Source organism: Novosphingobium panipatense (genome assembly GCF_900182875.1).
Lineage (GTDB): Bacteria > Pseudomonadota > Alphaproteobacteria > Sphingomonadales > Sphingomonadaceae > Novosphingobium > Novosphingobium panipatense.
The window spans coordinates 268505-288222 of record NZ_FXUI01000004.1; the positions used below are offsets into that span (position 1 = coordinate 268505).

The 19718-nt window shown below is 64.1% G+C and carries 26 protein-coding genes and 1 pseudogene; 13 read left to right on the forward strand and 14 right to left on the reverse strand.

The window, feature by feature from the left end:
- Positions 1-27: 27 nt before the first annotated feature.
- Complete coding sequence (gene mnmE / locus QOL62_RS08900; RefSeq protein ID WP_283405977.1) at positions 28-1305, reverse strand: tRNA uridine-5-carboxymethylaminomethyl(34) synthesis GTPase MnmE; 1278 nt, start codon at positions 1303-1305, stop codon at positions 28-30.
- A gap of 35 nt (positions 1306-1340) precedes the next feature.
- Entirely contained in the window at positions 1341-1607 is a 267-nt protein-coding gene (locus tag QOL62_RS08905; protein WP_283406041.1) for a DUF6489 family protein, read from the reverse strand.
- 112 nt (positions 1608-1719) lie between these two features.
- Between QOL62_RS08905 and QOL62_RS08910 the strand changes: the two genes are divergently transcribed.
- Both QOL62_RS08910 and QOL62_RS08915 read left to right on the forward strand, forming a co-directional pair.
- Positions 1720-2418: a dienelactone hydrolase family protein gene (locus QOL62_RS08910; protein WP_283405978.1), complete on the forward strand. Its 699-nt coding sequence runs from the start codon at positions 1720-1722 to the stop codon at positions 2416-2418.
- An 11-nt stretch (positions 2419-2429) separates the two neighbouring features.
- Positions 2430-3396 (forward strand): annotated as a pseudogene (locus tag QOL62_RS08915) (quinone oxidoreductase family protein).
- 44 nt (positions 3397-3440) lie between these two features.
- Here QOL62_RS08915 and QOL62_RS08920 read toward each other — a convergent pair.
- The 4 genes from QOL62_RS08920 to hemE all read right to left on the reverse strand — a co-directional run bounded on the left by QOL62_RS08920 (position 3441) and on the right by hemE (position 7180).
- Positions 3441-4166 (reverse strand): TerC family protein, encoded by a 726-nt coding sequence (locus QOL62_RS08920; RefSeq protein WP_103729227.1) that lies wholly within the window; start codon positions 4164-4166, stop codon positions 3441-3443.
- A gap of 16 nt (positions 4167-4182) precedes the next feature.
- Positions 4183-5439: a transcription termination factor Rho gene (gene rho / locus QOL62_RS08925; RefSeq protein WP_283405979.1), complete on the reverse strand. Its 1257-nt coding sequence runs from the start codon at positions 5437-5439 to the stop codon at positions 4183-4185.
- A gap of 243 nt (positions 5440-5682) precedes the next feature.
- Positions 5683-6123 (reverse strand): CopD family protein, encoded by a 441-nt coding sequence (locus tag QOL62_RS08930; protein ID WP_103729229.1) that lies wholly within the window; start codon positions 6121-6123, stop codon positions 5683-5685.
- A 31-nt stretch (positions 6124-6154) separates the two neighbouring features.
- Positions 6155-7180: a uroporphyrinogen decarboxylase gene (gene hemE / locus QOL62_RS08935; RefSeq protein WP_103729230.1), complete on the reverse strand. Its 1026-nt coding sequence runs from the start codon at positions 7178-7180 to the stop codon at positions 6155-6157.
- A 332-nt stretch (positions 7181-7512) separates the two neighbouring features.
- Here hemE and QOL62_RS08940 point away from each other — a divergent pair, with 332 nt between their 5' ends.
- The 10 genes from QOL62_RS08940 (at position 7513) to QOL62_RS08985 (ending at position 13959) form a co-directional block, all read left to right on the forward strand.
- Positions 7513-8358: a pyruvate, water dikinase regulatory protein gene (locus QOL62_RS08940; protein WP_283405980.1), complete on the forward strand. Its 846-nt coding sequence runs from the start codon at positions 7513-7515 to the stop codon at positions 8356-8358.
- A gap of 30 nt (positions 8359-8388) precedes the next feature.
- Positions 8389-8973, forward strand: a complete 585-nt coding sequence (locus QOL62_RS08945) for a Maf family protein (protein ID WP_283405981.1) — start codon at positions 8389-8391, stop codon at positions 8971-8973.
- Positions 8970-9827 carry a shikimate dehydrogenase gene (aroE, locus tag QOL62_RS08950; protein ID WP_283405982.1) on the forward strand — a complete coding sequence of 286 codons (858 nt, stop codon included), beginning with the start codon at positions 8970-8972 and terminating at the stop codon, positions 9825-9827. Before QOL62_RS08945 ends, aroE begins: the two co-directional genes overlap by 4 nt.
- A 10-nt stretch (positions 9828-9837) precedes the next feature.
- Entirely contained in the window at positions 9838-10425 is a 588-nt protein-coding gene (gene coaE / locus QOL62_RS08955) for a dephospho-CoA kinase (RefSeq protein WP_283405983.1), read from the forward strand.
- A gap of 50 nt (positions 10426-10475) precedes the next feature.
- Complete coding sequence (gene dnaQ / locus QOL62_RS08960; protein WP_103729235.1) at positions 10476-11159, forward strand: DNA polymerase III subunit epsilon; 684 nt, start codon at positions 10476-10478, stop codon at positions 11157-11159.
- Between the two features lie 25 nt (positions 11160-11184).
- A complete protein-coding gene (gene hpf / locus QOL62_RS08965) occupies positions 11185-11757 on the forward strand; it encodes a ribosome hibernation-promoting factor, HPF/YfiA family (RefSeq protein WP_103729236.1) in 573 nt (190 codons plus the stop codon).
- A gap of 110 nt (positions 11758-11867) precedes the next feature.
- Positions 11868-12329, forward strand: a complete 462-nt coding sequence (locus QOL62_RS08970; RefSeq protein ID WP_103729237.1) for a PTS sugar transporter subunit IIA — start codon at positions 11868-11870, stop codon at positions 12327-12329.
- Positions 12319-12807: a PaaI family thioesterase gene (locus QOL62_RS08975; RefSeq protein WP_283405984.1), complete on the forward strand. Its 489-nt coding sequence runs from the start codon at positions 12319-12321 to the stop codon at positions 12805-12807. The genes QOL62_RS08970 and QOL62_RS08975 overlap by 11 nt, the downstream gene beginning before the upstream one ends.
- Positions 12808-12817: 10 nt before the next feature.
- Entirely contained in the window at positions 12818-13159 is a 342-nt protein-coding gene (locus QOL62_RS08980) for a DUF1491 family protein (protein ID WP_283405985.1), read from the forward strand.
- Between the two features lie 182 nt (positions 13160-13341).
- The gene (locus QOL62_RS08985; RefSeq protein ID WP_283405986.1) at positions 13342-13959 is read left to right on the forward strand and encodes a cell wall hydrolase; all 618 of its coding nucleotides are present in this window, start codon (positions 13342-13344) and stop codon (positions 13957-13959) included.
- A gap of 44 nt (positions 13960-14003) precedes the next feature.
- Here the strand turns inward: QOL62_RS08985 and xth are convergent, their stop codons facing one another.
- From xth to QOL62_RS09000, 3 genes are all read right to left on the reverse strand, one after another.
- A complete protein-coding gene (gene xth / locus QOL62_RS08990; protein WP_103729241.1) occupies positions 14004-14780 on the reverse strand; it encodes an exodeoxyribonuclease III in 777 nt (258 codons plus the stop codon).
- The gene (erpA, locus tag QOL62_RS08995; RefSeq protein ID WP_103729242.1) at positions 14777-15109 is read right to left on the reverse strand and encodes an iron-sulfur cluster insertion protein ErpA; all 333 of its coding nucleotides are present in this window, start codon (positions 15107-15109) and stop codon (positions 14777-14779) included. Before erpA ends, xth begins: the two co-directional genes overlap by 4 nt.
- Before the next feature lie 128 nt (positions 15110-15237).
- Entirely contained in the window at positions 15238-15663 is a 426-nt protein-coding gene (locus tag QOL62_RS09000) for a CBS domain-containing protein (protein ID WP_103729243.1), read from the reverse strand.
- A 137-nt stretch (positions 15664-15800) separates the two neighbouring features.
- Here QOL62_RS09000 and QOL62_RS09005 point away from each other — a divergent pair, with 137 nt between their 5' ends.
- A complete protein-coding gene (locus tag QOL62_RS09005) occupies positions 15801-16100 on the forward strand; it encodes a hypothetical protein (RefSeq protein ID WP_283405987.1) in 300 nt (99 codons plus the stop codon).
- Positions 16101-16105: 5 nt separating this feature from the next.
- On the opposite strand, the gene QOL62_RS09010 is transcribed toward QOL62_RS09005, so the two are convergent.
- From QOL62_RS09010 to QOL62_RS09030, 5 genes are read right to left on the reverse strand one after another with little or no spacing between them, the layout of a single operon-like run.
- Positions 16106-16477 carry a (2Fe-2S) ferredoxin domain-containing protein gene (locus QOL62_RS09010; RefSeq protein ID WP_103729329.1) on the reverse strand — a complete coding sequence of 124 codons (372 nt, stop codon included), beginning with the start codon at positions 16475-16477 and terminating at the stop codon, positions 16106-16108.
- Positions 16474-16905 (reverse strand): acyl-CoA thioesterase, encoded by a 432-nt coding sequence (locus QOL62_RS09015; protein WP_103729328.1) that lies wholly within the window; start codon positions 16903-16905, stop codon positions 16474-16476. The genes QOL62_RS09010 and QOL62_RS09015 overlap by 4 nt, the downstream gene beginning before the upstream one ends.
- Before the next feature lie 54 nt (positions 16906-16959).
- Entirely contained in the window at positions 16960-17412 is a 453-nt protein-coding gene (locus QOL62_RS09020; protein WP_103729244.1) for a DUF2497 domain-containing protein, read from the reverse strand.
- A 50-nt stretch (positions 17413-17462) separates the two neighbouring features.
- Positions 17463-18929 carry a TolC family outer membrane protein gene (locus QOL62_RS09025; protein WP_103729245.1) on the reverse strand — a complete coding sequence of 489 codons (1467 nt, stop codon included), beginning with the start codon at positions 18927-18929 and terminating at the stop codon, positions 17463-17465.
- A 2-nt stretch (positions 18930-18931) separates the two neighbouring features.
- Positions 18932-19537: a protein-L-isoaspartate O-methyltransferase family protein gene (locus tag QOL62_RS09030; protein ID WP_283405988.1), complete on the reverse strand. Its 606-nt coding sequence runs from the start codon at positions 19535-19537 to the stop codon at positions 18932-18934.
- Between the last annotated feature and the right edge of the window lie 181 nt (positions 19538-19718).

The window sequence follows — 19718 nt, forward strand, 5'->3', positions numbered from 1 at the left end:
AGCACACTGTGTTCCACGTGGAACATGTTACTTTCCGATGCAGAAGCGTCCGAACAGGGCGTCCAGCATGTCTTCCGTGGTCGAGCGACCAACCAAGCTATCGAAAGACACACGCGCCCGCCGCAGGCACTCGGCAATGAGAAGGGGGTCCTCCTCACCCCGGGCGGAGCAAAGCGCCGCTTCGGCTTCCGACAGAAACCCACGTTGCCGGGCGTTGAGAGCAGCCTCCCCGGGCTTTGGCATCGTCGCGCCGGCCGTGTTGATCAGGTCACGGCGGAGCGCCTCCATTCCCATCCCGCTCACGGCGGATACCCGGTGACGGGCTGAGATCTTGTCGCTCGTACCAGGCCGGTCCGCCTGAGCCGCGATGTCCCACGCCCCCACCGGCCCCTCCCCCTCCGGTCCGAGCCACAGTACGAGGTCCGCCCCTTCGAGCGCGGAACGGGCGCGCTCGATGCCGATCGCCTCGATGGTGTCCTCTGTCCCGTCGCGAAGCCCTGCCGTATCGGCAAACACAAAGGGTACGCCTTCGAGCGAGACAGCCCGCGTCAGGACGTCGCGGGTGGTGCCCGCGATCGGTGCAGTGATCGCGGCTTCGTCTTCGACCAGCGCGTTGAACAGCGTGCTCTTGCCGGCATTCGGCGGGCCGGCCAGAACGACGCGAAACCCGTCCTTCAGGACTTCGGCGCGTGGCCGGGAGAGCCAGTCGCCGACTTCGTGAGCAAGAGTGGCAAGGTCGTCACGAAATGCTGCCGGCAAGCCTTGGACGTCGTCCTCGTCCGCGAAGTCGAGAATGGCTTCAACAGCGGCGGAGGCACTCAGAACGCGTAAGCGCCAGGCATCGACCTGACGGGAGAGAGCTCCGCCCGCCATGGCGATTGCGCTGCGCCGCTGGAGTTCCGTTTCGGCGGAAAGAAGGTCCGCCAGCCCTTCCGCCTCGGCAAGGTCGATCCGCCCGTTCGAAAAGGCCCGCCGCGTGAATTCGCCCGGCTGGGCCGGTCGCACGTCCGGCAGAGCGCCGAGGGCGGCCTGAACCGCCTGAACCACGGCGCGCCCCCCGTGGAGGTGCAACTCCGCCAGATCCTCTCCGCTTGCGGTGTTGGGGCCCGGGAACCACAGCACCAGCGCCCGGTCCAGCAGTGTTCCACGTGGAACACGAAGCTCCCGATAGCTGGCGTGGCGGGGGGCTGGAACACCTCCGGCCAGCGCGGCAAGCGCGCTGCCCGCAGCCGGACCGCTGATGCGTATGATGGCGATGGCGGCAGGCGGCGAGCCGCTGGATAGCGCGAAGATCGTGTCGTTCATGCGCGCCCGCCCCTAGCAGGGCATCGGGAGGAACGCTACTCGCCGTCCTTCTTCGGTTTGGTGCGGGGATTCATGGCCATGGCGACACCATTTTCCAGGAACTGCTGGAACAGCTTCAGCCCCACCTGCCCCATGGGAGCGACCTGCTTGGCAAGGTCGTTCAACTGGTCGAAGTTCTTGGTGCCCTGCATGGCGCTGGTCATGGCATCGACATAAGCGTCGTTAGCCCGCGTCACGTCTGGAAGGCCGAGAAAACGGCGCGCCTCTTCCGGGGAGCATTCGACCTCGACATGGACTTTCATCATGCGGCTCCCGCTGCTTTATCGCAGCATGACTGACACACGCGCTTGGCAAAGTCCATTCCAAGTGTCTTACTCGAACCGAGCCGTGACATGGATCAAAGGAGAAGAGCGAATGGCCACCAACACCGAAATCCCGACTCTCGACGACGACGGCATGATCCCCGCCTATGTGGCTGAGCCCGAAGGCAACCCGCGCGGCGCCATCATTGTGCAGCAGGAGATATTCGGTGTGGATGAAGGTATCCGCCGCAAGGCCGACCAGTGGGCGGCCAAAGGCTACCTCGCGGTTGCTCCGGACACCTTCTGGCGCCAGCAACCCGGCATCGAACTGAGTCCCTATGACGAAGGGGAATTCCAGCAGGCTGTCGGCTTCATGATGAAGCACGACTTCGATCTCGGCATCCGCGACATCGAAGCGGTGATCCACTGGATACGTCGCGAGAAGCATGTCGAGAAGGTCGGTCTGGTGGGTTTCTGCATGGGCGGGCGCGTGGCCTACATGGCGGCAGCGCGCACGGATATCGATGCGTCCGTCGGCTATTACGGCGTGATGATCGACCAGATGCTCAACGAGAAACATGCGATCGCCCGGCCGCTCATGCTGCATATCCCGACCGAAGATCACTTTGTGGATGCGGCCGCCCAGAAGGCCATCCACGAAGGACTGGACGATCACCCCAAGGTCACCCTCCACGACTATCCCGGCCTCGATCACGGCTTCGCCGCTGAAATCGGCGCACGTCGTGACGAAGCCGGTGCCCAACTGGCGGACAGCCGGACCGAGGCCTTCTTCGCTGCGCATATCGGCTGAAGGCGAGCGCCATGAGCAGCAGTTACAGGATGGTCGTCCGCGCTCATGGCGGACCGGACGTCATAGAACGCGAAGATCTCGAGATACCCTCGCCGGCACCGGGACAGCTGGTGATCGAGACCGAGGCGGTCGGCCTCAACTTCATCGATACCTACTACCGCAAGGGCCTGTACCCCGATGCCTTGCCGATCGCCCTTGGTTCGGAAAGCGTCGGTAAGGTCATCGCAGTCGGTGACGGGGTCGAGGGCTTTTCCCTCGGCGATCGTGTGGGCGCCACGCAGAATGGGGGCGCCTATGCCACTCACCGTCATCCCGGCTGCCAAGGCGATGCGGATACCGGACGGCGTCGCGCCTCAGGCCGCGGCCGCCGTGATGCTGAAGGGCCTGACCGCGTGTTATCTGGCGGAAGAGACGTTCCCGGCGCGGGCGGGAGACATCGCGCTCGTCCATTCGGCAGCAGGCGGCGTCGGGTCGCTCCTCGTACCCTGGCTCCTCGACAAGGGCGTGCGGGTGATCGCCCACACCGGCAGTCCGGAAAAAGCCGCCGGGATCCCGGGTGATCATACCCTCTCGTGCCGCTTCGAGGATCTCCCGGATGCCGTTCGCGACATCACGGGGGGTGCCATGTGCCACGTCGTCTATGATGGCGTGGGCGCGGCGAGCTGGAATGCATCGCTTGCCTGCCTGCCCAGGCGGGGCACTCTCGCAAGCTACGGCAATGCATCCGGGGCAGTTCCGCCGATCGCCCTGCTGGACCTGATGCGGGGCGGCTCGCTCTATGTCACGCGGCCAACCCTTGCGGACTACATCGCGACTCCGGCGGAACTGGAGGCCAGCGCCCGCAAGCTGTTCGAGCGGATCGCGTCGGGCGTACTGAAGCCGAAAATCGGCCAGACCTTTGCGTTAAGGGACGCTGCCGAGGCTCACCGGGCGCTGGAGAGCCGCTCGACCACGGGGTCGACTGTCCTGCTGCCCTGAAACAAAAACATCCAGGATTTCGATCCCGGATGTTCCTGGTTTCCTTAGAAGAGAGAAACGATCCCGAGCGCGGGATCCGTCCACCCCTCGTATATCATCTTGATCGCGACGTAGACGATCACGGCCAGGCCGACCCAGGCGATCCACCTGTAGCGTTCGATGTAGCGCGCGATGAAGTTCGCCGCGAGACCCATCATCGCGACGGCGACGACGAGACCGACGATCAGAATGCCCGGGTGGTCGCGCGCGGCGCCAGCCACGCCCAGCACGTTGTCGATCGACATCGAGACGTCTGCGACGGCCACCGAGATGGCTGCAGAAGCGAAGCTCTTGGCGGGCCGGACGCCGGAATGTTCGTCACCCTCTATTTCCGGCGATCCTTGCGAAAGCTCGCCCGCCGGCGCGTGGTGCAGCTCGCGGTACATCTTCCACGCCACCCACAGCAGCAGGAGACCACCGGCGAACACCAGACCGACGATCCCGAGCAGCCAGGTGACGACCAGCGCGAAACCGACACGCAGGACGAGCGCCGCGATGACACCGATCGCGATGACCTTCTTGCGCTGTTCCGGCGGCAGGCCCGCTGCCAGCGCACCCACGACGATCGCGTTGTCGCCTGCTAGGACGACGTCGATCATCAGGACCTGGATGAACGCGGACAGCGCGGCAGGGGTGCCGATGTTCGAGAAGTCAGTGACGATGTGCTGCCATATTTCGGCCGGGCTTTGAATGCTCGGAGCCGCAGCGGCAAGGATGGTGAGAATGTCCAAGACTGTTCCCCCCGCCTTACTGGTTCATCGTCGCGAAGAAGTCCTCGTTGGTCTTGGAGTCCTTCATCTTGTCGAGCAGGAACTCCATCGCGTCCACCGTCCCCATCTGCATGAGGATGCGGCGCAGGACCCACATCTTGGTCAGCTGGTCCTTGGGTACCAGCAGCTCTTCCTTGCGGGTGCCCGACTTGCCCACGTCCAGCGCCGGGAAGATGCGCTTGTCCGCCACCTTGCGGTCGAGGACGATTTCGGAGTTACCCGTGCCCTTGAACTCCTCGAAGATGACTTCGTCCATGCGGCTGCCGGTGTCGATCAGGGCCGTGGCGATGATCGAGAGCGAACCGCCCTCCTCGATGTTGCGGGCCGCACCGAAGAAGCGCTTGGGGCGCTGCAGGGCGTTGGCGTCGACACCACCGGTGAGCACCTTGCCGGACGAGGGCACGACGGTGTTGTAGGCGCGGCCAAGGCGAGTGATCGAGTCCAGCAGGATGACCACGTCGCGCTTATGCTCGACGAGGCGCTTGGCCTTCTCGATCACCATTTCGGCGACCTGCACGTGGCGCTGTGCGGGTTCGTCGAAGGTGGAGGAGATGACCTCGCCCTTCACGCTGCGCTGCATGTCGGTGACTTCCTCGGGACGCTCGTCGACGAGCAGCACCAGCAGGAAGACCTCCGGATGATTGTCAGTAATGGCCTTGGCCATGTTCTGCAGCAGGACGGTCTTACCCGTGCGCGGCGGCGCGACGATCAGCGCGCGTTGGCCCTTGCCCTGCGGCGAGATGAGATCGATTACACGCGCCGACTTGTCCTTGACCGTAGGGTCAAGACTGTCGAGCTTGAGGCGCTGGTCGGGATAGAGCGGCGTCAGGTTGTCGAAGTTCACGCGGTGGCGAACGACGTCGGGATCGTCGAAGTTGACGCTGATCAGCTTGGTGATGGCGAAGTAGCGCTCGCCGTCCTTGGGCGCGCGGATCTCGCCTTCCACGGTGTCGCCTGTGCGCAGGCCCCATTTGCGGACCTGGTTGGGCGAGACGTAGATATCGTCCGGGCCTGCGAGGTAGTTGGCCTCTGGGCTGCGCAGAAAGCCGAAGCCATCGGTGAGCACCTCGATGGTGCCCTGTCCGACGATCTCCTCGCCGTCTTCAGCCACTTCCTTGAGGATGCCGAACATGAGGTCCTGCCGGCGCATGGTGGATGCGCCTTCGACGCCCAGTTCCTCAGCCATTTCGACCAGCTCGGCCGATGATTTCTTCTTAAGTTCTCTCAGGTGCATTTGCTGGAATTCCAGGTGGATTTTTGAAGGTCGGCCGGCGGGATCGGAGGGCTTGGGGAAAGCGGATCCAGGCAGGAGAACGGGCTCGTGCCCTAATGCCGGAACGGCATCGAAATACTGCGGGAGCGGGCGCCGGTCAACGAGTCAATCCGACCCGGACGCGCTGAATGCGCCGGAGCGAAGCTTCCGGGCGGCCGACCTGCGACCGCCCTGGCCCTCACGCCCGCTGCGCCTTGTGAAAAATCAGAAGGGCTTGACCACCACAAGGACCACGATGACCACTGCGGCGAGCCCCGGCACTTCATTGAGCATGCGCAGCTTGCGGCCGGTCAATGGCCGTTCGCCGCGCGCAAGTTTCTTCGAATAGCCGACAAGCCACCCGTGGTACCCGGACAGAACCAGGACGAAGAGCAGCTTGGCATGGAGCCAGCCTTCGCTGAATGCCCCGATCGCGAGCGCCGTAAGTACGCCCAGAACCCACGTGAGCACGAGAGCCGGAGTGAGGATGATCTTCCTTAGCTTTGCCTCGCGATCGATCCAGCGGGCCTCCTCCGCCGAACCCGGGTCCGATTCCTGATGGTAGACGAAGTAGCGCGGCAGCATGAACAGGCCCGCCATCCAGAAGATGACAAAGATGACGTGCCCGGCCTTGAGCCAGAGGTAGAGACTCTGCAGGATTTCCATTTCGCCTTCCTAGCGGGTCGATGCTGCCGTCTCAACGCTGCCATGCGCGAACGGTGGCAAGCAGCCGTTCCACATTCTCGATCGGCGTGTGCTGCCCGATGCCGTGGCCGAGGTTGAACACGTGCGGACGGTCGGCGAACGCGTCCAGCACGGCATGGATCTGGCTGTCGAGGTCATCGCCGCCGGAAAGAAGCAGCAACGGATCGAGATTGCCCTGAACGGGAAGCCCCTGCGGCAGTTCACGCGCGGCCCAAAGGGGATCGATCGTTTCGTCGATGCCGACAGCGTCCACCCCTGTTTCGCGGGCATAGGCCGGCAACTTTTCCCCTGACCCCTTCGGGAAGCCGATGATCGGAGTCTCGGGGTGCCGGGCTTTTACGGCGGAAACAATCCTCGCGTTGGGACCGATCACCCACCGTTCGAACTGCACCGGCGAAAGGCTGCCCGCCCAGGAATCAAAAAGCTGTACCGCTTCGGCACCTGCTTCGATCTGGCCGCACAGGTATTCCACGGTCACCTGAATCACCCCGTCGATGATCGCCTCGAAAGCAGCCGGATCCCGGTATGCCATGGCACGGGTCTCATGCTGGTCGCGGCTGCCTTCTCCGGCCACCATGTAGGTCGCCACGGTCCACGGCGAACCTGCGAAGCCAAGCATCGTCTTGTCCGGGCCCAGCTGGCTGCGAACCTTCCGGACGGTTTCGTAGATGGGGGAAAGTCGTTCGGACACCGGAGTCAGCGCTTTCAAGGCCGTGTCAACGAGACGGGGCGAAAGCTTCGGACCTTCACCGGCAAGGAACTGCAAGTCCTGTCCCATCGCATAGGGCACGATGAGGATATCGGAAAACAGGATCGCACCGTCGAATCCGAAACGGCGCAGGGGTTGCAACGTAATCTCGGCGGCGGCGTTCGTATCGTAGACGAGCGCGAGGAATCCCCCCTTTTCGGCGCGCAGTTCGCGGTACTCGGGCAGGTAGCGGCCCGCCTGGCGCATGAGCCAGATCGGTCTGTGCTTCGTGTTCGTACCGCGCAGTGTGTCGAGGAGAATTCCGGGCATCGCGTCACGTCCCAACAAAAAAAGAGATTCTGGATAAAGGATGATGGAGTCTGTTGGCCCTGTGGATATCGGGGACGGCGCGGCATTGCCCGATTTGTACCCGGTTGAACAGGTGCAAGAGTCAGATGCGACTCTCGGACTCAGTTGAGTCAATGAAAGGTTGTTCGCCTTGTCCACAGGGTGTGGGCAGAGTCAGCGCTCCTGTCCAGAACATGACTCGTTGAATCCCGGAAACGGGGAGGAAAACGGCGATGCGAGTTGTCACCGGAACGCTCCCATGGTTTATGCGGCAATCTGTCCACAGCCGTTCCCCGGGAGGCCCTGAAGCCGGCATGGCGCGATTTCACCTGCATCTCCTGTCTGATTCCACCGGCGAAACGCTGGAGATGATCGCCAAGGCCGCACTCGCGCAGTTCGATGACAGCGATGTGCTGCGGCACTTCTGGCCGATGGTACGCTCACAGCAGCACCTCGACCGTATCATGGGCGAGATCGCCTCGAACCCGGGACTGGTCTTCTTCACCCTGGTGAACGAAGAGACGCGCCACCGCCTCGAGGAGAGATGCCAGGCGCTCGGCCTGCCTGCGATTGCAGTGCTGGATGGGGTGACCGACGCTCTCGAAGCCCTGCTGGGGCAGGAAGCCAAGGGGCGCCCGGGCCGGCAGCACCGGCTGGACGACGCCTACTTCGCGCGCGTGGATGCGATCCAGTTCACGATCGCGCATGATGACGGGGTCTTGTGGGAAGAGTGGGAGGAAGCGGACATCGTCCTTGCAGGCGTATCGCGCACCAGCAAGACGCCGACCTCGATCTACCTCGCGAACAGGGGGTACAAGGTCGCGAACATCCCGATTGTCGTCGAAAGCCCGCCCCCGCCTTTGCTGTTCGGCCTCAAGCACCCGCTCGTGGTGGGGCTCACGACTGCGCCCGATCGCCTCATCCAGATCCGCCGTAATCGCCTGCTGTCACTCAGCCAGTCGCCGGACACCGACTATGTGGCGAGCGACAAGGTGGAGAGTGAACTGCGCTACGCTCGCCGCATGTTCGCAGACAATTCCTGGCCGGTCATCGACGTTACGCGGCGTTCGATCGAGGAGACGGCAGCGGCGGTCATCAACCTCTACAACGAGCGTAAGGCCACCGGTTTCAGCGAACCCGTCGGTCCCAAGCCGATCTGAAGCCACACGCCAGATACAGAACGAGCCGTCATGATCATTCTTGCCTCGCAGAGCGCCTCCCGGCGCGCCATGCTTGAAGCCGCGGACATTCCCTTCCGTGCGCAACCCGCCGCCGTCGACGAGCGGGCAATCGAGCGCGAAATGGAGGGTGCCGAGCCGCAGGCGGTTGCACTCACGCTGGCCAGGGCCAAGGCGCTTCATGTTTCACGTGGAACACCCGATATTGTCGTGCTGGGTAGCGACTCCCTCGTCTCCTGCGGCGCCCGCCGATTCGATAAGCCGGGCAGCCGGGACGAGGCGGCCGCGCATCTGCGGTACTTCTCCGGCAAGGTCATGGAACTGCACAGCGCCGCCGCGCTCACGCGCGGTGAGGAGGTCCTGTGGGCTGATACCGCGGTCGCGCACCTTCAGGTGGCCCAGCTGTCCGAACCCTTCATCCAGCGCTACCTTGACCAGGAATGGCCCGAGGTGGCGGCCTGTGTCGGCGTGTTCCGCATCGAGGGGCGCGGCGTGCAACTGTTCGAGGCGATCAGCGGAGACTACTTCACCATCCTTGGCATGCCGTTGCTGATGGTGCAGGCGGCGCTGCGCAATCTCGGAGTCCTGACACGATGAGCATACCCTATGCCGAGGTGATCGGTGATCCGATCGCCCAATCGAAATCCCCGGCGATACACCGCTTCTGGCTGGACGAACTTGGACTCGACGGGCGGTACGAGCATTGCCTCGTACGTCTCGATGATCTCAAAAGTTATCTGGCTGAACGCCGATCCGATCCCGACTGGCGCGGGTGCAATGTCACGATGCCGCACAAGCTGGCGATATTGCCCTTGCTGGACCGCCTCGATCCCCTCGCGGAAGCGATCGGAGCTGTGAACACCGTGGTGCGGCAGAGCGACGGGACGCTTACCGGGTACAACACCGACGCTCCCGGATTCCTCGAGCCCCTGCGCGGCGATCTGGCACAGACTCACCTGTTCCGCATGGCACGTGTACTGGGCACGGGCGGCGCCGCCCGGGCAATCGTCACAGCGCTGGCGAAAGAGCATTTTGTGATCGTCCTCGCCGGCCGTGATCCCGGCAAGGCCCGAGCCATGCTTGATGAACTCGCGCCCAAGGGCGAACATCACGCCATCGCCATCGATCATTTCGCAGACGTCACCGACTTCGCGTTCGACGATCGCGAAGGCTGCATGGACCTTGTCATCAACGCCAGCCCGCTGGGGATGGCAGGCCAGCCCCCCCTCGCCTTCGACATCAGCCACGCCCCGCCCGGAAGCGTGTTCTACGATATCGTCACCAGCCCCGTCGACACGGCTTTCCTGCAGAGGGCGCGTGCCCAGGGTTTCGAGACGATTGACGGACTGGCGATGCTGATCGGCCAGGCCGATCTCGCGTTCACGCACTTCTTCGGCGTGCGGCCGCCGCGCGGCCGGGATGAGGCGCTGCGGCAGTTGATCCTCGGCTGAAGGGATGCCCATGAAGATTGTCGGCCTCACCGGTTCCATCGGCATGGGCAAGTCCACTGTTGCGGCCATGCTGCGTGAGCTCGATGTGCCGGTGTTCGACGCCGACGCCGCAGTCCACGAACTGCAGGGGCCGCGTGGCGCTCTGGTGCCTCTCATCGAGCAGGCCTTTCCCGGCACCACCGGCCCTGGCGGAGTAGACCGGCAGAAGCTTGGGGCGGCGGTGTTCGGGAACAAGGACAGGCTCTCGATGCTCGAGGCCATCGTTCATCCCGCTGTGGCGGCGCTGCGCGGCGATTTCCTGCGTGACAATTCCGCGGCTGCCCTCGTCGTCTTCGATGTCCCGCTTCTTTACGAGAAGACCGGCACGCGCGGGCTCGACTGCGTCATCGTCGTTTCCGCGCCGCCGGCCGTCCAGCGCGCGCGCGTGCTCGCCCGGCCGGGAATGACGGAAGAGAAGTTCGAGCAGATCCTGGCTCTCCAGGTGCCCGATAGCGAGAAACGGGCGCGTGCCGATCACATCGTCGATACGGGCACTTCGCTGGAGGAAACCCGCAAACAGGTGGCCGGGATCGTAGAGGCGTTGAGACGAGCGCAATAATCCTCTCCGGCCCCTTGCGCACCACCGCGCCGAGGCAGATATGGAGAGAGATGAGAGAGATCATCTTCGATACGGAAACGACTGGTTTTGACCCCAGAAATGGGGATCGCATGGTGGAAATCGGCTGCATCGAAATGATCAACCGGGTGATGACCGGGCGAAGCTTCCATGCCTACTTCAACCCGCAGCGCTCCATGCCCGCCGAAGCCGAAGCGGTGCATGGCCTGTCCGACGCTTTTCTTGCCGACAAGCCGCTCTTTTCCGCCCTGGCGCAGGATTTCCTCGACTTCATCGGCGACAGCCCGATGATCGCGCACAACGCGACGTTCGATTTCAACTTCATCAATGCCGAACTGGGACTGTGCAACTTCCCGCCCGTTTGTTTGAGCCGGATGGTCGATACCGTGGCGCTGGCCAAGGTCCGTCATCCGGGCGCGAAGCTGTCGCTTGATGCGCTCTGCACCCGTTACGGGATCGACCGTAGCCACCGCACGAAGCACGGGGCGCTGCTTGACGCGGAACTGCTGGCTCACGTCTATGTGGAATTGCGAGGCGGCCGCCAGATCGGCTTGGAACTGGTTGCAGAAAACATTGAGATCGTGACGGAAATCAAGGTTCTACCACAAAGAACCCGTATATTTCGTCAGCCACGTCCCCACGTGGCCACCGCAGGGGAACTTGCTGCGCACGCGGAGTTTCTCAAATCGGTCGATACCCCGCTCTGGGGTGCCTGAACTCTAGCACAAGGAGAAACCGCCCATGGATATCCGCGTCTCCGGTCACCAGGTTGAAACTGGCGAGGCCCTGCAGGCTCACGCCAGCGAGAAGCTCACGGCGATCGCCGAGAAGTATTTCAGCCGGGCGCTGTCGTCACAGGTCACCTTCGGCCGCGCGCCGGCGGGTGCCTTTCGGTGCGACGTCATCATGCACGTCATGCAGAACCTCGTGCTCAAGGGCAGCAGCATCGCGCAGGACGCTCACGTGGCCTGCGATCAGGCTGCCGAAAAGATCGACAAGCAGTTGCGCCGTTACAAGCGCCGCCTGAAGGATCGTTCGGAGCAGACCGCTTATGCCAGTGCGGTCGAAGAAGCGGCGTACACCATCTTCGAGGAACAGCAGGCAAGTAACCAGGACGAAGCCGAAGAAACGGACGCTCCCGTCGTCATCGCGGAAACCCGGGTGGACGTTCCGGAAGCCACGGTTTCGGACGCCGTGATGATGCTGGACCTGCGCAACACGACTGCGTTGCTTTTCAAAAACGCTGGTACCGGCCGGCATAATATGGTTTATCGCCGCGACGACGGCTCGATCGGTTGGGTCGAGCCGCACTGACGCTTTCGCGCACCGCGTCTTAGTACAAGACGAAAAACAAGAACCCCCGGTTTTTCGCCGGGGGTTTAGGGGCATGCAACTTTGGCAATCGGTCTAGTATTAGAAACACGATGAGCGCGCTTTTCACGCTGTTACCCGAGGCCGTATTCATGGCCGACGCGGACGGCAAAGACATCATTCTGGACCAGCTCGCGGGCCGGTTTGCTACCGTCTACGGCCTTGACCAGCAGGCCGTGCTGGCGCGTATCGTCGAGCGCGAGCGGCTTGGCAGCACGGGATTCGGGCGGCGCATCGCGATTCCCCATGCCCGTATGGCGGGACTGACGCGGCCGGCGGCCGCGTTCATGCGGCTCAGCTCCCCTGTCGAATTCGACGCCGCGGACGGCATGCCGGTCGATCTCGTGTTCGGTCTGTTATCGCCCGAGGGCGCCGGGGCCACGCACCTTCACGCGTTGGCCGCAATCTCGCGTATGATGCGCGACGAACGCATGCACGAAGCGCTGACGGCCGCCCCCAGCCCCGAAGCGCTCTACAGCCTCCTCAGCAACGTCATCGATCGCGATGCCGCCTGACGCCGTGGCGGAAGGCTCTGTCGATCCCGAAGGCGCCCAGCTGCACTGGCGTGCCCTTGAGGGGCTCTATGCCTCGGCACCTATAAACCAGCTCTTCGAGTCGAGGCTGCAGATCGTGGGCGACGGGCATTCAAGGATCACCTTCGAGGTTGATCCGGGCTGCTTCCATGCCGCCGGGGCGGCGCATGGGACGATCTACTTCAAGATGCTGGACGATGCGGCGTTCTACGCGGCCAACACGCACGTGACTGACCGTTTCCTGCTGACCACCTCGTTCAATATGCACCTCAGCAAGCCTATCAAAGGCGGACGCATCGTGGCCGAAGGCCGGTGGGTGAGTGGGCGGCGCCGCGTGCTCGTGGCCGAGTCCTGGCTCACCGATGAGGAAGGCGACGAATGCGGCCGCGGGACAGGGACGTTCATGCGCTCGCGTATCGCCCTGTCCAGCCTGCCCGGCTACGTCGCCCCCCACGCCTGAAAGCGACGCGGTGGACGGGCGCCTCCCTGCTCATCTCGAAGTGTCCGCCCTGATTCGGCGGGTGAACGTCGAAGGCGGCTTCGCCACCGTTCTTTCCAAAGGCGAGCAGGACGCCGGGACGATCCTTGCAGTCCTGACGCACAACGGCTCGAATACGCGGCTTTTCGAACGGATACCTCAACTGGACGGCGCCCGAGCCTGGGTCTGCACCCGCCGCCAAGATCCTGCAAACCCATACGAATTTCAGGAATACCTCGATCGCCGCAAGCGGCAGGACCCGGATATATGGGTGGTGGAACTTGATGCCGCAGGCGCTGAACGCTTCATCGGTGCCGATCCGGACGCGGGTTGACTTGCCCGACGCACAGCCTAAAGCCCCCTTCGCAAGCGCGAAAGCGGCATGGACAGCACTCCGGCAGTCCGGCTAGCACGCAGACGGGGAATCGTCGGCAGGTTCAACGGATAGTAAACGCCATACGTGGCGTTTCGTTCCACCCTGTGTCGGACTGGTTCACCGCACTTGATCACGAGTAGATGCGAACAAAAGTTGAGTGGGCGAGCGCAGCGGCGCTGGCCGCGACGGTTCTTACCGCTCTCCTAGGCGCCTCGGGTTCTGGCGCGGCGGCATCGGACCTTATTCCGGTGCTGACAGAAGAGAAGCCCACCCCGCAGTTCGTCTCCGAGCCGGTTGTGCAGGCGATCCCCGCCGCTCCGGCCCCGAACGCGGAAAATTCGACCGCAGACTCTCTGAAAGATCTGGTGTCGCAGCAGGCGACCCCGGAAGGCATGTCGCGGGACATGCGCTGCCTCGCCGGCGCGATCTACTTCGAAGCCCGGGGCGAGTCGCTCGAAGGCCAGCTGGCCGTGGGTCACGTTATCGTGAACCGGGCGAAGTCGGGCCGCTTTCCCACAAGCTATTGCGGCGTGGTGATGCAGCCTTCGCAGTTCTCGTTCGTGCGGGGCCACTCTATGCCGGCCGTGCGGGAAGGCTCGCAGGACTGGCAGGAGGCCGTGGCGATCGCGCAGATCGCCGACGAAGGAATCTGGAAGAGCGAGGCGCCCGGCGCGCTGTTCTTCCATGCCAAGCGCGTATCGCCGAACTGGCGGCTAACCAAGCTGGCGCAGGTCGACAATCACATCTTCTATCGTTGAGGCAAGACCCTCCCGCCAGCATTCGGCGGGAGGGTGCCGCCGCTTCAGGCAGGCTTCAGTTCAACCCAAACCGGAGCGTGATCGCTCGCCTTCTCGCGGCCACGATGGACCTTGTCGACGCCGCAGGCGACGAGGCGGTCGGCCAGTTCCGGCGACAGCAGCGAATGATCGATGCGGAACCCGTGGTCGCGCTGCCAGGCACCGGCCTGATAATCCCAGTACGTCCAGACCCCGCCACGCGGGTTGTGCGTCGCCACCGCGTCGGTCCAACCATCGCCAAGCAGGCGGAAATAGGCGTCGCGCGATCCTGGCTGCATGAGGGCGTCCGCCGCCATGGCGCCGGGTGACCAGACGTCGCGATCCGTGGGAATGACGTTGTAGTCCCCAGTGACGATCGCGGGAACCTCCTCGTCGCGAATAGCGGTCATGCGGCGCCGCAGCCGTTCCATCCACCGGAGCTTGTAATCGAACTTCGGTCCCGGGACCGGGTTGCCGTTGGGAAGGTAGATGCACACCACCCGCACGCCGAAGACGTCTGCTTCGAGATACCGGGAGTGTTCGTCCTCAGGCTCACCTTCAAGGCCGCGTTGCACTTCCACCGGCTGCTCGCCGTCGGCCAGGATGGCAACGCCGTTGAAGCCTTTCTGTCCGTGCCAGATACCCTTGTAACCAAGCTTCTCGAACTCGGCGATCGGGAACCCCTCGTCCTGGGTCTTTATCTCCTGCAGGCAGGCGACCGCAGGCCGCGTTTCGTCCAGCCACTCCAGAAGACGGGGAAGACGTGCCTTCACCCCGTTGATGTTGAAGGTCGCGATTTTCATACGGAGAAGCTGGATCCGCAGCCGCAGCCTGCCGCCGCATTGGGATTCTCGACGCGAAACGCCGCGCCACCGAGCGATTCGACGTAATCGACGACGCATCCCTGAACCAGATCGAGGCTCACCGCATCGACGACGAGCTTCACGCCATCGGTTTCAGCAACGCTGTCATCCGTCTCCGGTCCATCGGCGAGCTCGAACTTGTACTGGAAGCCGGAACAGCCGCCGCCTTCCACCGCAAGCCGCAGGATTGCAGGCTTGCCCTGCTTGCTGGCGATGGTCGCCACGCGGGCGGCGGCTGACGGGCTGAGTGTAAGATTGGGCTGGTCCATGCCTTCCGATGTAGGCGCGTGGACCGCGTGCGGCAAGTTCCGCACCCGGCGCCGGCAGCGGTGCAGCGTGGGAAAGGGCTCGCTTTCGGAGCAAGGGGCAAGCCCCGCCCGCCGCGCGCAGCCGGTGCTCAGGCGGTCTGGATGTAGTCGCGCATGGCCTCGGCCTCGTGCTCGATCTTGTCCATTCGATATTTGACCAGATCGCCGATGGAGACGATGCCGACCATGCGGTCGTCCTTCACCACCGGCAGATGGCGGATGCGCCGGCGTGTCATGAGGGAAAGCGCACCCATGACGGAGGTTTCGGGTGTCACGGTGACGGGCGTGACCGTCATGACACTCTTGAGCGGCATGTCGAGCACGTCAGGTCCGACCTCGCGCAGCTTGTAGATGACGTCCCGCTCCGAGAAGATACCGGCCAAGCCGCCATCCTCTATCACCGGAACGGCACCGATGCGCCGTTCCGCCAGAAGGGCGGCGGCGTCGCGCACGGTTGTGCCGGCGTCGCAGGTGATCACTTCCGTACGGCCTTCGATAATGCGACCTATCGTCATCGTCAGCTCTCCCTGTGTTGAAGGAGCATCTGTTCCCCGCAGCGGGCCCTCCAGCGGCAGGGTATCACAGCCGGTCGTGGCATGCCACGCTGCGCTTGGCGCTTGCGGCCGTGGGGCAATGGGACCAGATAGACGGCATGAAAACGCCGCCACCTTCGCCGCTGGAGCAACCGCACAGGGCCGCTCATGCCTGGGCGCGCTATCGGCGCATTATGCGCTGGATGATGACGATCACCGTGGGCCTGGTGATCGGCTCCATGATCCTGCTCTACCGGTCGAACGGGATGGTCTCGATCCACTTCTACATCGCGACCGCGTTGGGGATCGGCTTTACGATGCTGCTCGCCTCCGCCCTCATGGGTCTGGCGTTCCTGTCGAGCGGAACGGGCCATGACGAATCCGTCATCGACCCGCTGGAGGATGAGGGCGCGAAGTAGCCGGTTCAGTCCTGTCGCGGCCGCAGCCGGTACTCCTCGACAGGCTGGCCGCCGATCAGGTGTTGCTGGATGATGCGTTCCAGCACATCCTCGTCGCAGGAGTGATACCAGACGCCGTCGGGCCAGACGACCGCCACGGGGCCCGCATAACAGACGCGCAGGCAATCGGCCTTGGTACGCGCGACGCCGCCCTTACCGTCCAGCCCCAGTTGCTTCAGGCGCTTCTTGAGGTACTTCCAGGCCGCACGCCCCTTTTCCGGCGAGCAGCACTCCCCCTTCTGGGGTTCGGCGCAGATGAAGATGTGGCGGCTGATGCCGGTGCCGCCCGCCTTGGCCAGCGCTTCCTCGGCTTTGTGGATATCGTGGGCGCTTGTCATGACCGCAGCTTCCATTCCTCCACGCCCGCAAGAAAGTCGGGGGGGAGCGCCTCCGGCCCATCCTCGCCTACGGCGACCATTGTCGAGCGCGCGAAGGCCACCAGACGGCCGTTCTGGCGCAGCAGCTGCACGAGGCCGTGGCTGGAGCGCCCCACCCGCTCCACCGCGCTGTGGACCTGCAGCGTATCGGGATAGTGACCCTCCCCGAGGTATTCGATCCCCAGGCTGACGATCATGGAGGAGAAACCGCTTAAAATGTCGCGATACCCGCAGGCGCGGTGGAACCGCACGCGACCGTCTTCCAGATAGGCGGCCATCGCCACGTTGTTGATGTGCATGTTCAGGTCGAGATCGGCGAAACGCGGTTCGATCTCGGAGAAGAACGGGTAGCGTGCGGGGTCGAGCAGCGCGGGATCAGGCTTCGGCATGCCCGCAAGGTAGGAAGCGGACCGGCGAAGGTCCACCCTTGAGCCGCAGGTGGCTTAACCCTTCTTGCCGACGATACGTGCGATTTCCGCAGCGACCAGACGTTCCACCATCTGCGGCAGGTTGCGATCCAGCCAGTCGGCCAACGCCGGACGGAGCAGTTCGCGGGTCAGCGATTCCAATGACGTTTCCCCGGAACGCACGATCTGAGGCTGTGCGCCCGGTTCCGACAGCATGGCGAGGGCCGCCAGCGATTCGCGCATCGATTCGCGCGCATGGTCATGCAGCAACGGCGCCTCTTCCGGTTCAGGCGACGAGGGGAGCTGCGCCGTTTCCGGCAATTCGAGGACATCGTCCTCCTCCAGGTCCTCACCCTCGAACAGGGCTTCGGCATCGCGCGTCAGCCGCTCGGTCCGACTGGTGCGGGTGTCAAGGCGGCTGTCGCGCGCGATGACCTGCTTGATCGACTGGAGGATCTCCTCGACCGAAGGTTCACCGTTCTGACGCATCTGTGCCTTGTCCCCGTTCAGCGCATACGAAGCCGTTCCCCTAAACGGGATCACGGCTCCTGCGAAGCGGGAATCTTGCCGTCCTGGACAGGCGTGTCAATGGTGCTGGTCGACCGCACGACCGGCGCATCGTCATCGTCCCAGTCGAAGAACTTGCCACGCACCCGTTCATAGTTGACGTTCGGGTCGTAGAGAACGCCTCCGTCCAGGTTGAGGTCCCGGGCTTCAGCCCTGCCCATGGCGGCGAGGAGCGTGAAGCCGGCCACATAGGCGTCGCGCCGCGCCGTCACGAGAGTGACCTGGGCGTTGAGCAGTTCCTGTTCGGCATCGAGGATGTCCAGCACCGTGCGCCTGCCGACCGAGTTTTCCGCGCGGACGCCTTCAAGACTGAGCGCGGCGGCATCGACCGCAACCTGCGAGGAACGGATGAGGTCGTTGGAGGCGACGTAGGCGGTGAAGGCGGAGCGCACCTGCGCGATGACGTCGCGTTCCGTTGCGATCTCCTGCTCCAGCGCCGCCGATGCGTTGGCCTGTGCCTGGCGGCGCTGGGCCGCCGGCAATCCACCCTGGAAGATGGGAATGGAGAGCTGGGCACCGGCCTGCGCGGCGGTGTCGGTCTGCGATACGCCGGAACTCGGCACACCCCGGGCCAGGGTGTTGAAATAGTTGTTGTAACTGCCCTGACCGAACAGGCTCAGCGTCGGCAGGCGACCGGCACCGGCGACATCGATGTCCTTATCGGCGGCGCGGCTCCGTTCCCGGGCGGCGATCAGGTCCGGGTTTGAATCCAGCGCCATCGCCGAGGCGTTGTCGGCATCGGCGGGAAGGCCAGGCAGCGGCGGCGGCGGCTCAAGGGTTTCGGGCGCATGGCCGACGAGCTGTATGTAAGTTTCGCGAGCGGCGGCGAGATTCGCCTCCGCCGTCAGCAAGTCGCTCTGCGCGACGGCAAGGCGGGACTGGGACTGGGCCACGTCCGTGCGGGTGAGATTGCCGATCTCGAAGCGATCGCTCGTCGCCTCGAGGTTGGTGCGCAGCACGGAGACGTTCTTGCGGTTCAGTCCGACGATCGCCTCGGTGCGGATCACGTCCATGTAGGCGGCAACGACCTGCGAGAAAACCGAAGCCTCTGTCGCCCGGAGGTCGGCCTGGCCGGCAGCGACGCGGATCTTCGCGGCCTTGATGCCGTTCTTGACCGCACCACCCGAATAGATCGGTACGCCGATCTGGCCATCGGCGGTGAACACCTGGGTCGGCGCGTTGAACGAGTTTTCGCTCTGCTTGAGGAAGCGGGTGTACGTGCCGGTGGCAGAGGCGTTGGGCAGCCCCTGCGCCCTGGCTATCGGCACACCTTCATCGGTTGCGCGCTGCTGGGCGCGCGCCGCCTCCAGGGTCGGATTGGTCTGATATGCCGAAACCAGGGCATCGCGCAGAGTGTCGGCCTGCGCAGGAGCGCCCGCCGCCGTCAGTATCAGACATCCCCCCGCGAGAAGCCCGGCGCGCTTAGCGAACCGGGCCATGTTCAGAAGCTCCAGCGTTTGGGAGCGGCGAATTCGGGCAGAGCCGGAATTCCGATTTCCGCAAGCGGCAACAGCGTGACGGCGCCGGCCGCCTTGGTGCCGGCAGCGAGACGGGTTACGCCGCGCTCGACCAGACCGGTCACCACGCGGCCCCCTTCGGCCAGACGCGCGCACAGGGCGTCCGGAAGCACTTCGATTGCGCCGTCGATCACGATAAGGCTGTAATCTCCGTCACCGGCGTCTGCCGCCGCTTCCGGAGCGACAGCGGAAAGCGAGCCGACGAACGGACGAAGCAGCGTCGCGAGATAGCCTTCCCCGTCGCCAACGAGCAGCGCCTTGTCCTCCACGGAGGGCGCGGCTTCGCTCAGCATCATGCCCTGAACCAGAGGAGCGGCAAGCGAGCGGCCGTTGCCCAGCGGCACCGCGCGGTCGATGTAAGCGGCATCGCGCAGTTCGGTCGGGACGAAATTCTCCCGCGGCACCCGTGCCATCGCTTCGAGCACCCACGGCTCATTCACGCCGCTGGTGCGCAGCTGGCTGGAGATCATGGTCCGGCGGGCTTCTTCGAAGGTGCTGGCGTGGGCGGACCGGTCCTCGGTCAGGGTCATCTGCGTATTTCCTCACTCGCTCGCGAAAGAAGCGGGAATACGCTGCACTCGCGGCTACGGCACTGATGCCGCGCTTCTATGCCAAGCGGCCTCTCAGGCCAAGCCCTATGCGACGACACTGGTCGATCCGATCAAGCACTTTGACGATCACCCCCGCCCGCCTTATGGAGCGGCGCAAATC

What these genes read in the sequence shown, in the direction of transcription:
- QOL62_RS08930 (WP_103729229.1), bottom strand. Translation starts at nt 6,123, where the DNA reads ATGGAAATCCTGCAGAGTCTCTACCTCTGGCTCAAGGCCGGGCACGTC.
- coaE (WP_283405983.1), top strand. Translation starts at nt 9,838, where the DNA reads ATGAAGATTGTCGGCCTCACCGGTTCCATCGGCATGGGCAAGTCCACT.
- QOL62_RS08970 (WP_103729237.1), top strand. Translation starts at nt 11,868, where the DNA reads ATGAGCGCGCTTTTCACGCTGTTACCCGAGGCCGTATTCATGGCCGAC.
- QOL62_RS09015 (WP_103729328.1), bottom strand. Translation starts at nt 16,905, where the DNA reads ATGCCGAAGCCTGATCCCGCGCTGCTCGACCCCGCACGCTACCCGTTC.
- QOL62_RS08985 (WP_283405986.1), top strand. Translation starts at nt 13,342, where the DNA reads ATGCGAACAAAAGTTGAGTGGGCGAGCGCAGCGGCGCTGGCCGCGACG.
- QOL62_RS09025 (WP_103729245.1), bottom strand. Translation starts at nt 18,929, where the DNA reads ATGGCCCGGTTCGCTAAGCGCGCCGGGCTTCTCGCGGGGGGATGTCTG.
- QOL62_RS09020 (WP_103729244.1), bottom strand. Translation starts at nt 17,412, where the DNA reads ATGCGTCAGAACGGTGAACCTTCGGTCGAGGAGATCCTCCAGTCGATC.
- QOL62_RS09000 (WP_103729243.1), bottom strand. Translation starts at nt 15,663, where the DNA reads ATGACGATAGGTCGCATTATCGAAGGCCGTACGGAAGTGATCACCTGC.
- QOL62_RS08945 (WP_283405981.1), top strand. Translation starts at nt 8,389, where the DNA reads ATGATCATTCTTGCCTCGCAGAGCGCCTCCCGGCGCGCCATGCTTGAA.
- hpf (WP_103729236.1), top strand. Translation starts at nt 11,185, where the DNA reads ATGGATATCCGCGTCTCCGGTCACCAGGTTGAAACTGGCGAGGCCCTG.
- xth (WP_103729241.1), bottom strand. Translation starts at nt 14,780, where the DNA reads ATGAAAATCGCGACCTTCAACATCAACGGGGTGAAGGCACGTCTTCCC.
- QOL62_RS08940 (WP_283405980.1), top strand. Translation starts at nt 7,513, where the DNA reads ATGGCGCGATTTCACCTGCATCTCCTGTCTGATTCCACCGGCGAAACG.
- rho (WP_283405979.1), bottom strand. Translation starts at nt 5,439, where the DNA reads ATGCACCTGAGAGAACTTAAGAAGAAATCATCGGCCGAGCTGGTCGAA.
- QOL62_RS09030 (WP_283405988.1), bottom strand. Translation starts at nt 19,537, where the DNA reads ATGACCCTGACCGAGGACCGGTCCGCCCACGCCAGCACCTTCGAAGAA.
- mnmE (WP_283405977.1), bottom strand. Translation starts at nt 1,305, where the DNA reads ATGAACGACACGATCTTCGCGCTATCCAGCGGCTCGCCGCCTGCCGCC.
- dnaQ (WP_103729235.1), top strand. Translation starts at nt 10,476, where the DNA reads ATGAGAGAGATCATCTTCGATACGGAAACGACTGGTTTTGACCCCAGA.
- QOL62_RS08910 (WP_283405978.1), top strand. Translation starts at nt 1,720, where the DNA reads ATGGCCACCAACACCGAAATCCCGACTCTCGACGACGACGGCATGATC.
- aroE (WP_283405982.1), top strand. Translation starts at nt 8,970, where the DNA reads ATGAGCATACCCTATGCCGAGGTGATCGGTGATCCGATCGCCCAATCG.
- hemE (WP_103729230.1), bottom strand. Translation starts at nt 7,180, where the DNA reads ATGCCCGGAATTCTCCTCGACACACTGCGCGGTACGAACACGAAGCAC.
- QOL62_RS09010 (WP_103729329.1), bottom strand. Translation starts at nt 16,477, where the DNA reads ATGACAAGCGCCCACGATATCCACAAAGCCGAGGAAGCGCTGGCCAAG.
- erpA (WP_103729242.1), bottom strand. Translation starts at nt 15,109, where the DNA reads ATGGACCAGCCCAATCTTACACTCAGCCCGTCAGCCGCCGCCCGCGTG.
- QOL62_RS08905 (WP_283406041.1), bottom strand. Translation starts at nt 1,607, where the DNA reads ATGAAAGTCCATGTCGAGGTCGAATGCTCCCCGGAAGAGGCGCGCCGT.
- QOL62_RS08975 (WP_283405984.1), top strand. Translation starts at nt 12,319, where the DNA reads ATGCCGCCTGACGCCGTGGCGGAAGGCTCTGTCGATCCCGAAGGCGCC.
- QOL62_RS09005 (WP_283405987.1), top strand. Translation starts at nt 15,801, where the DNA reads ATGAAAACGCCGCCACCTTCGCCGCTGGAGCAACCGCACAGGGCCGCT.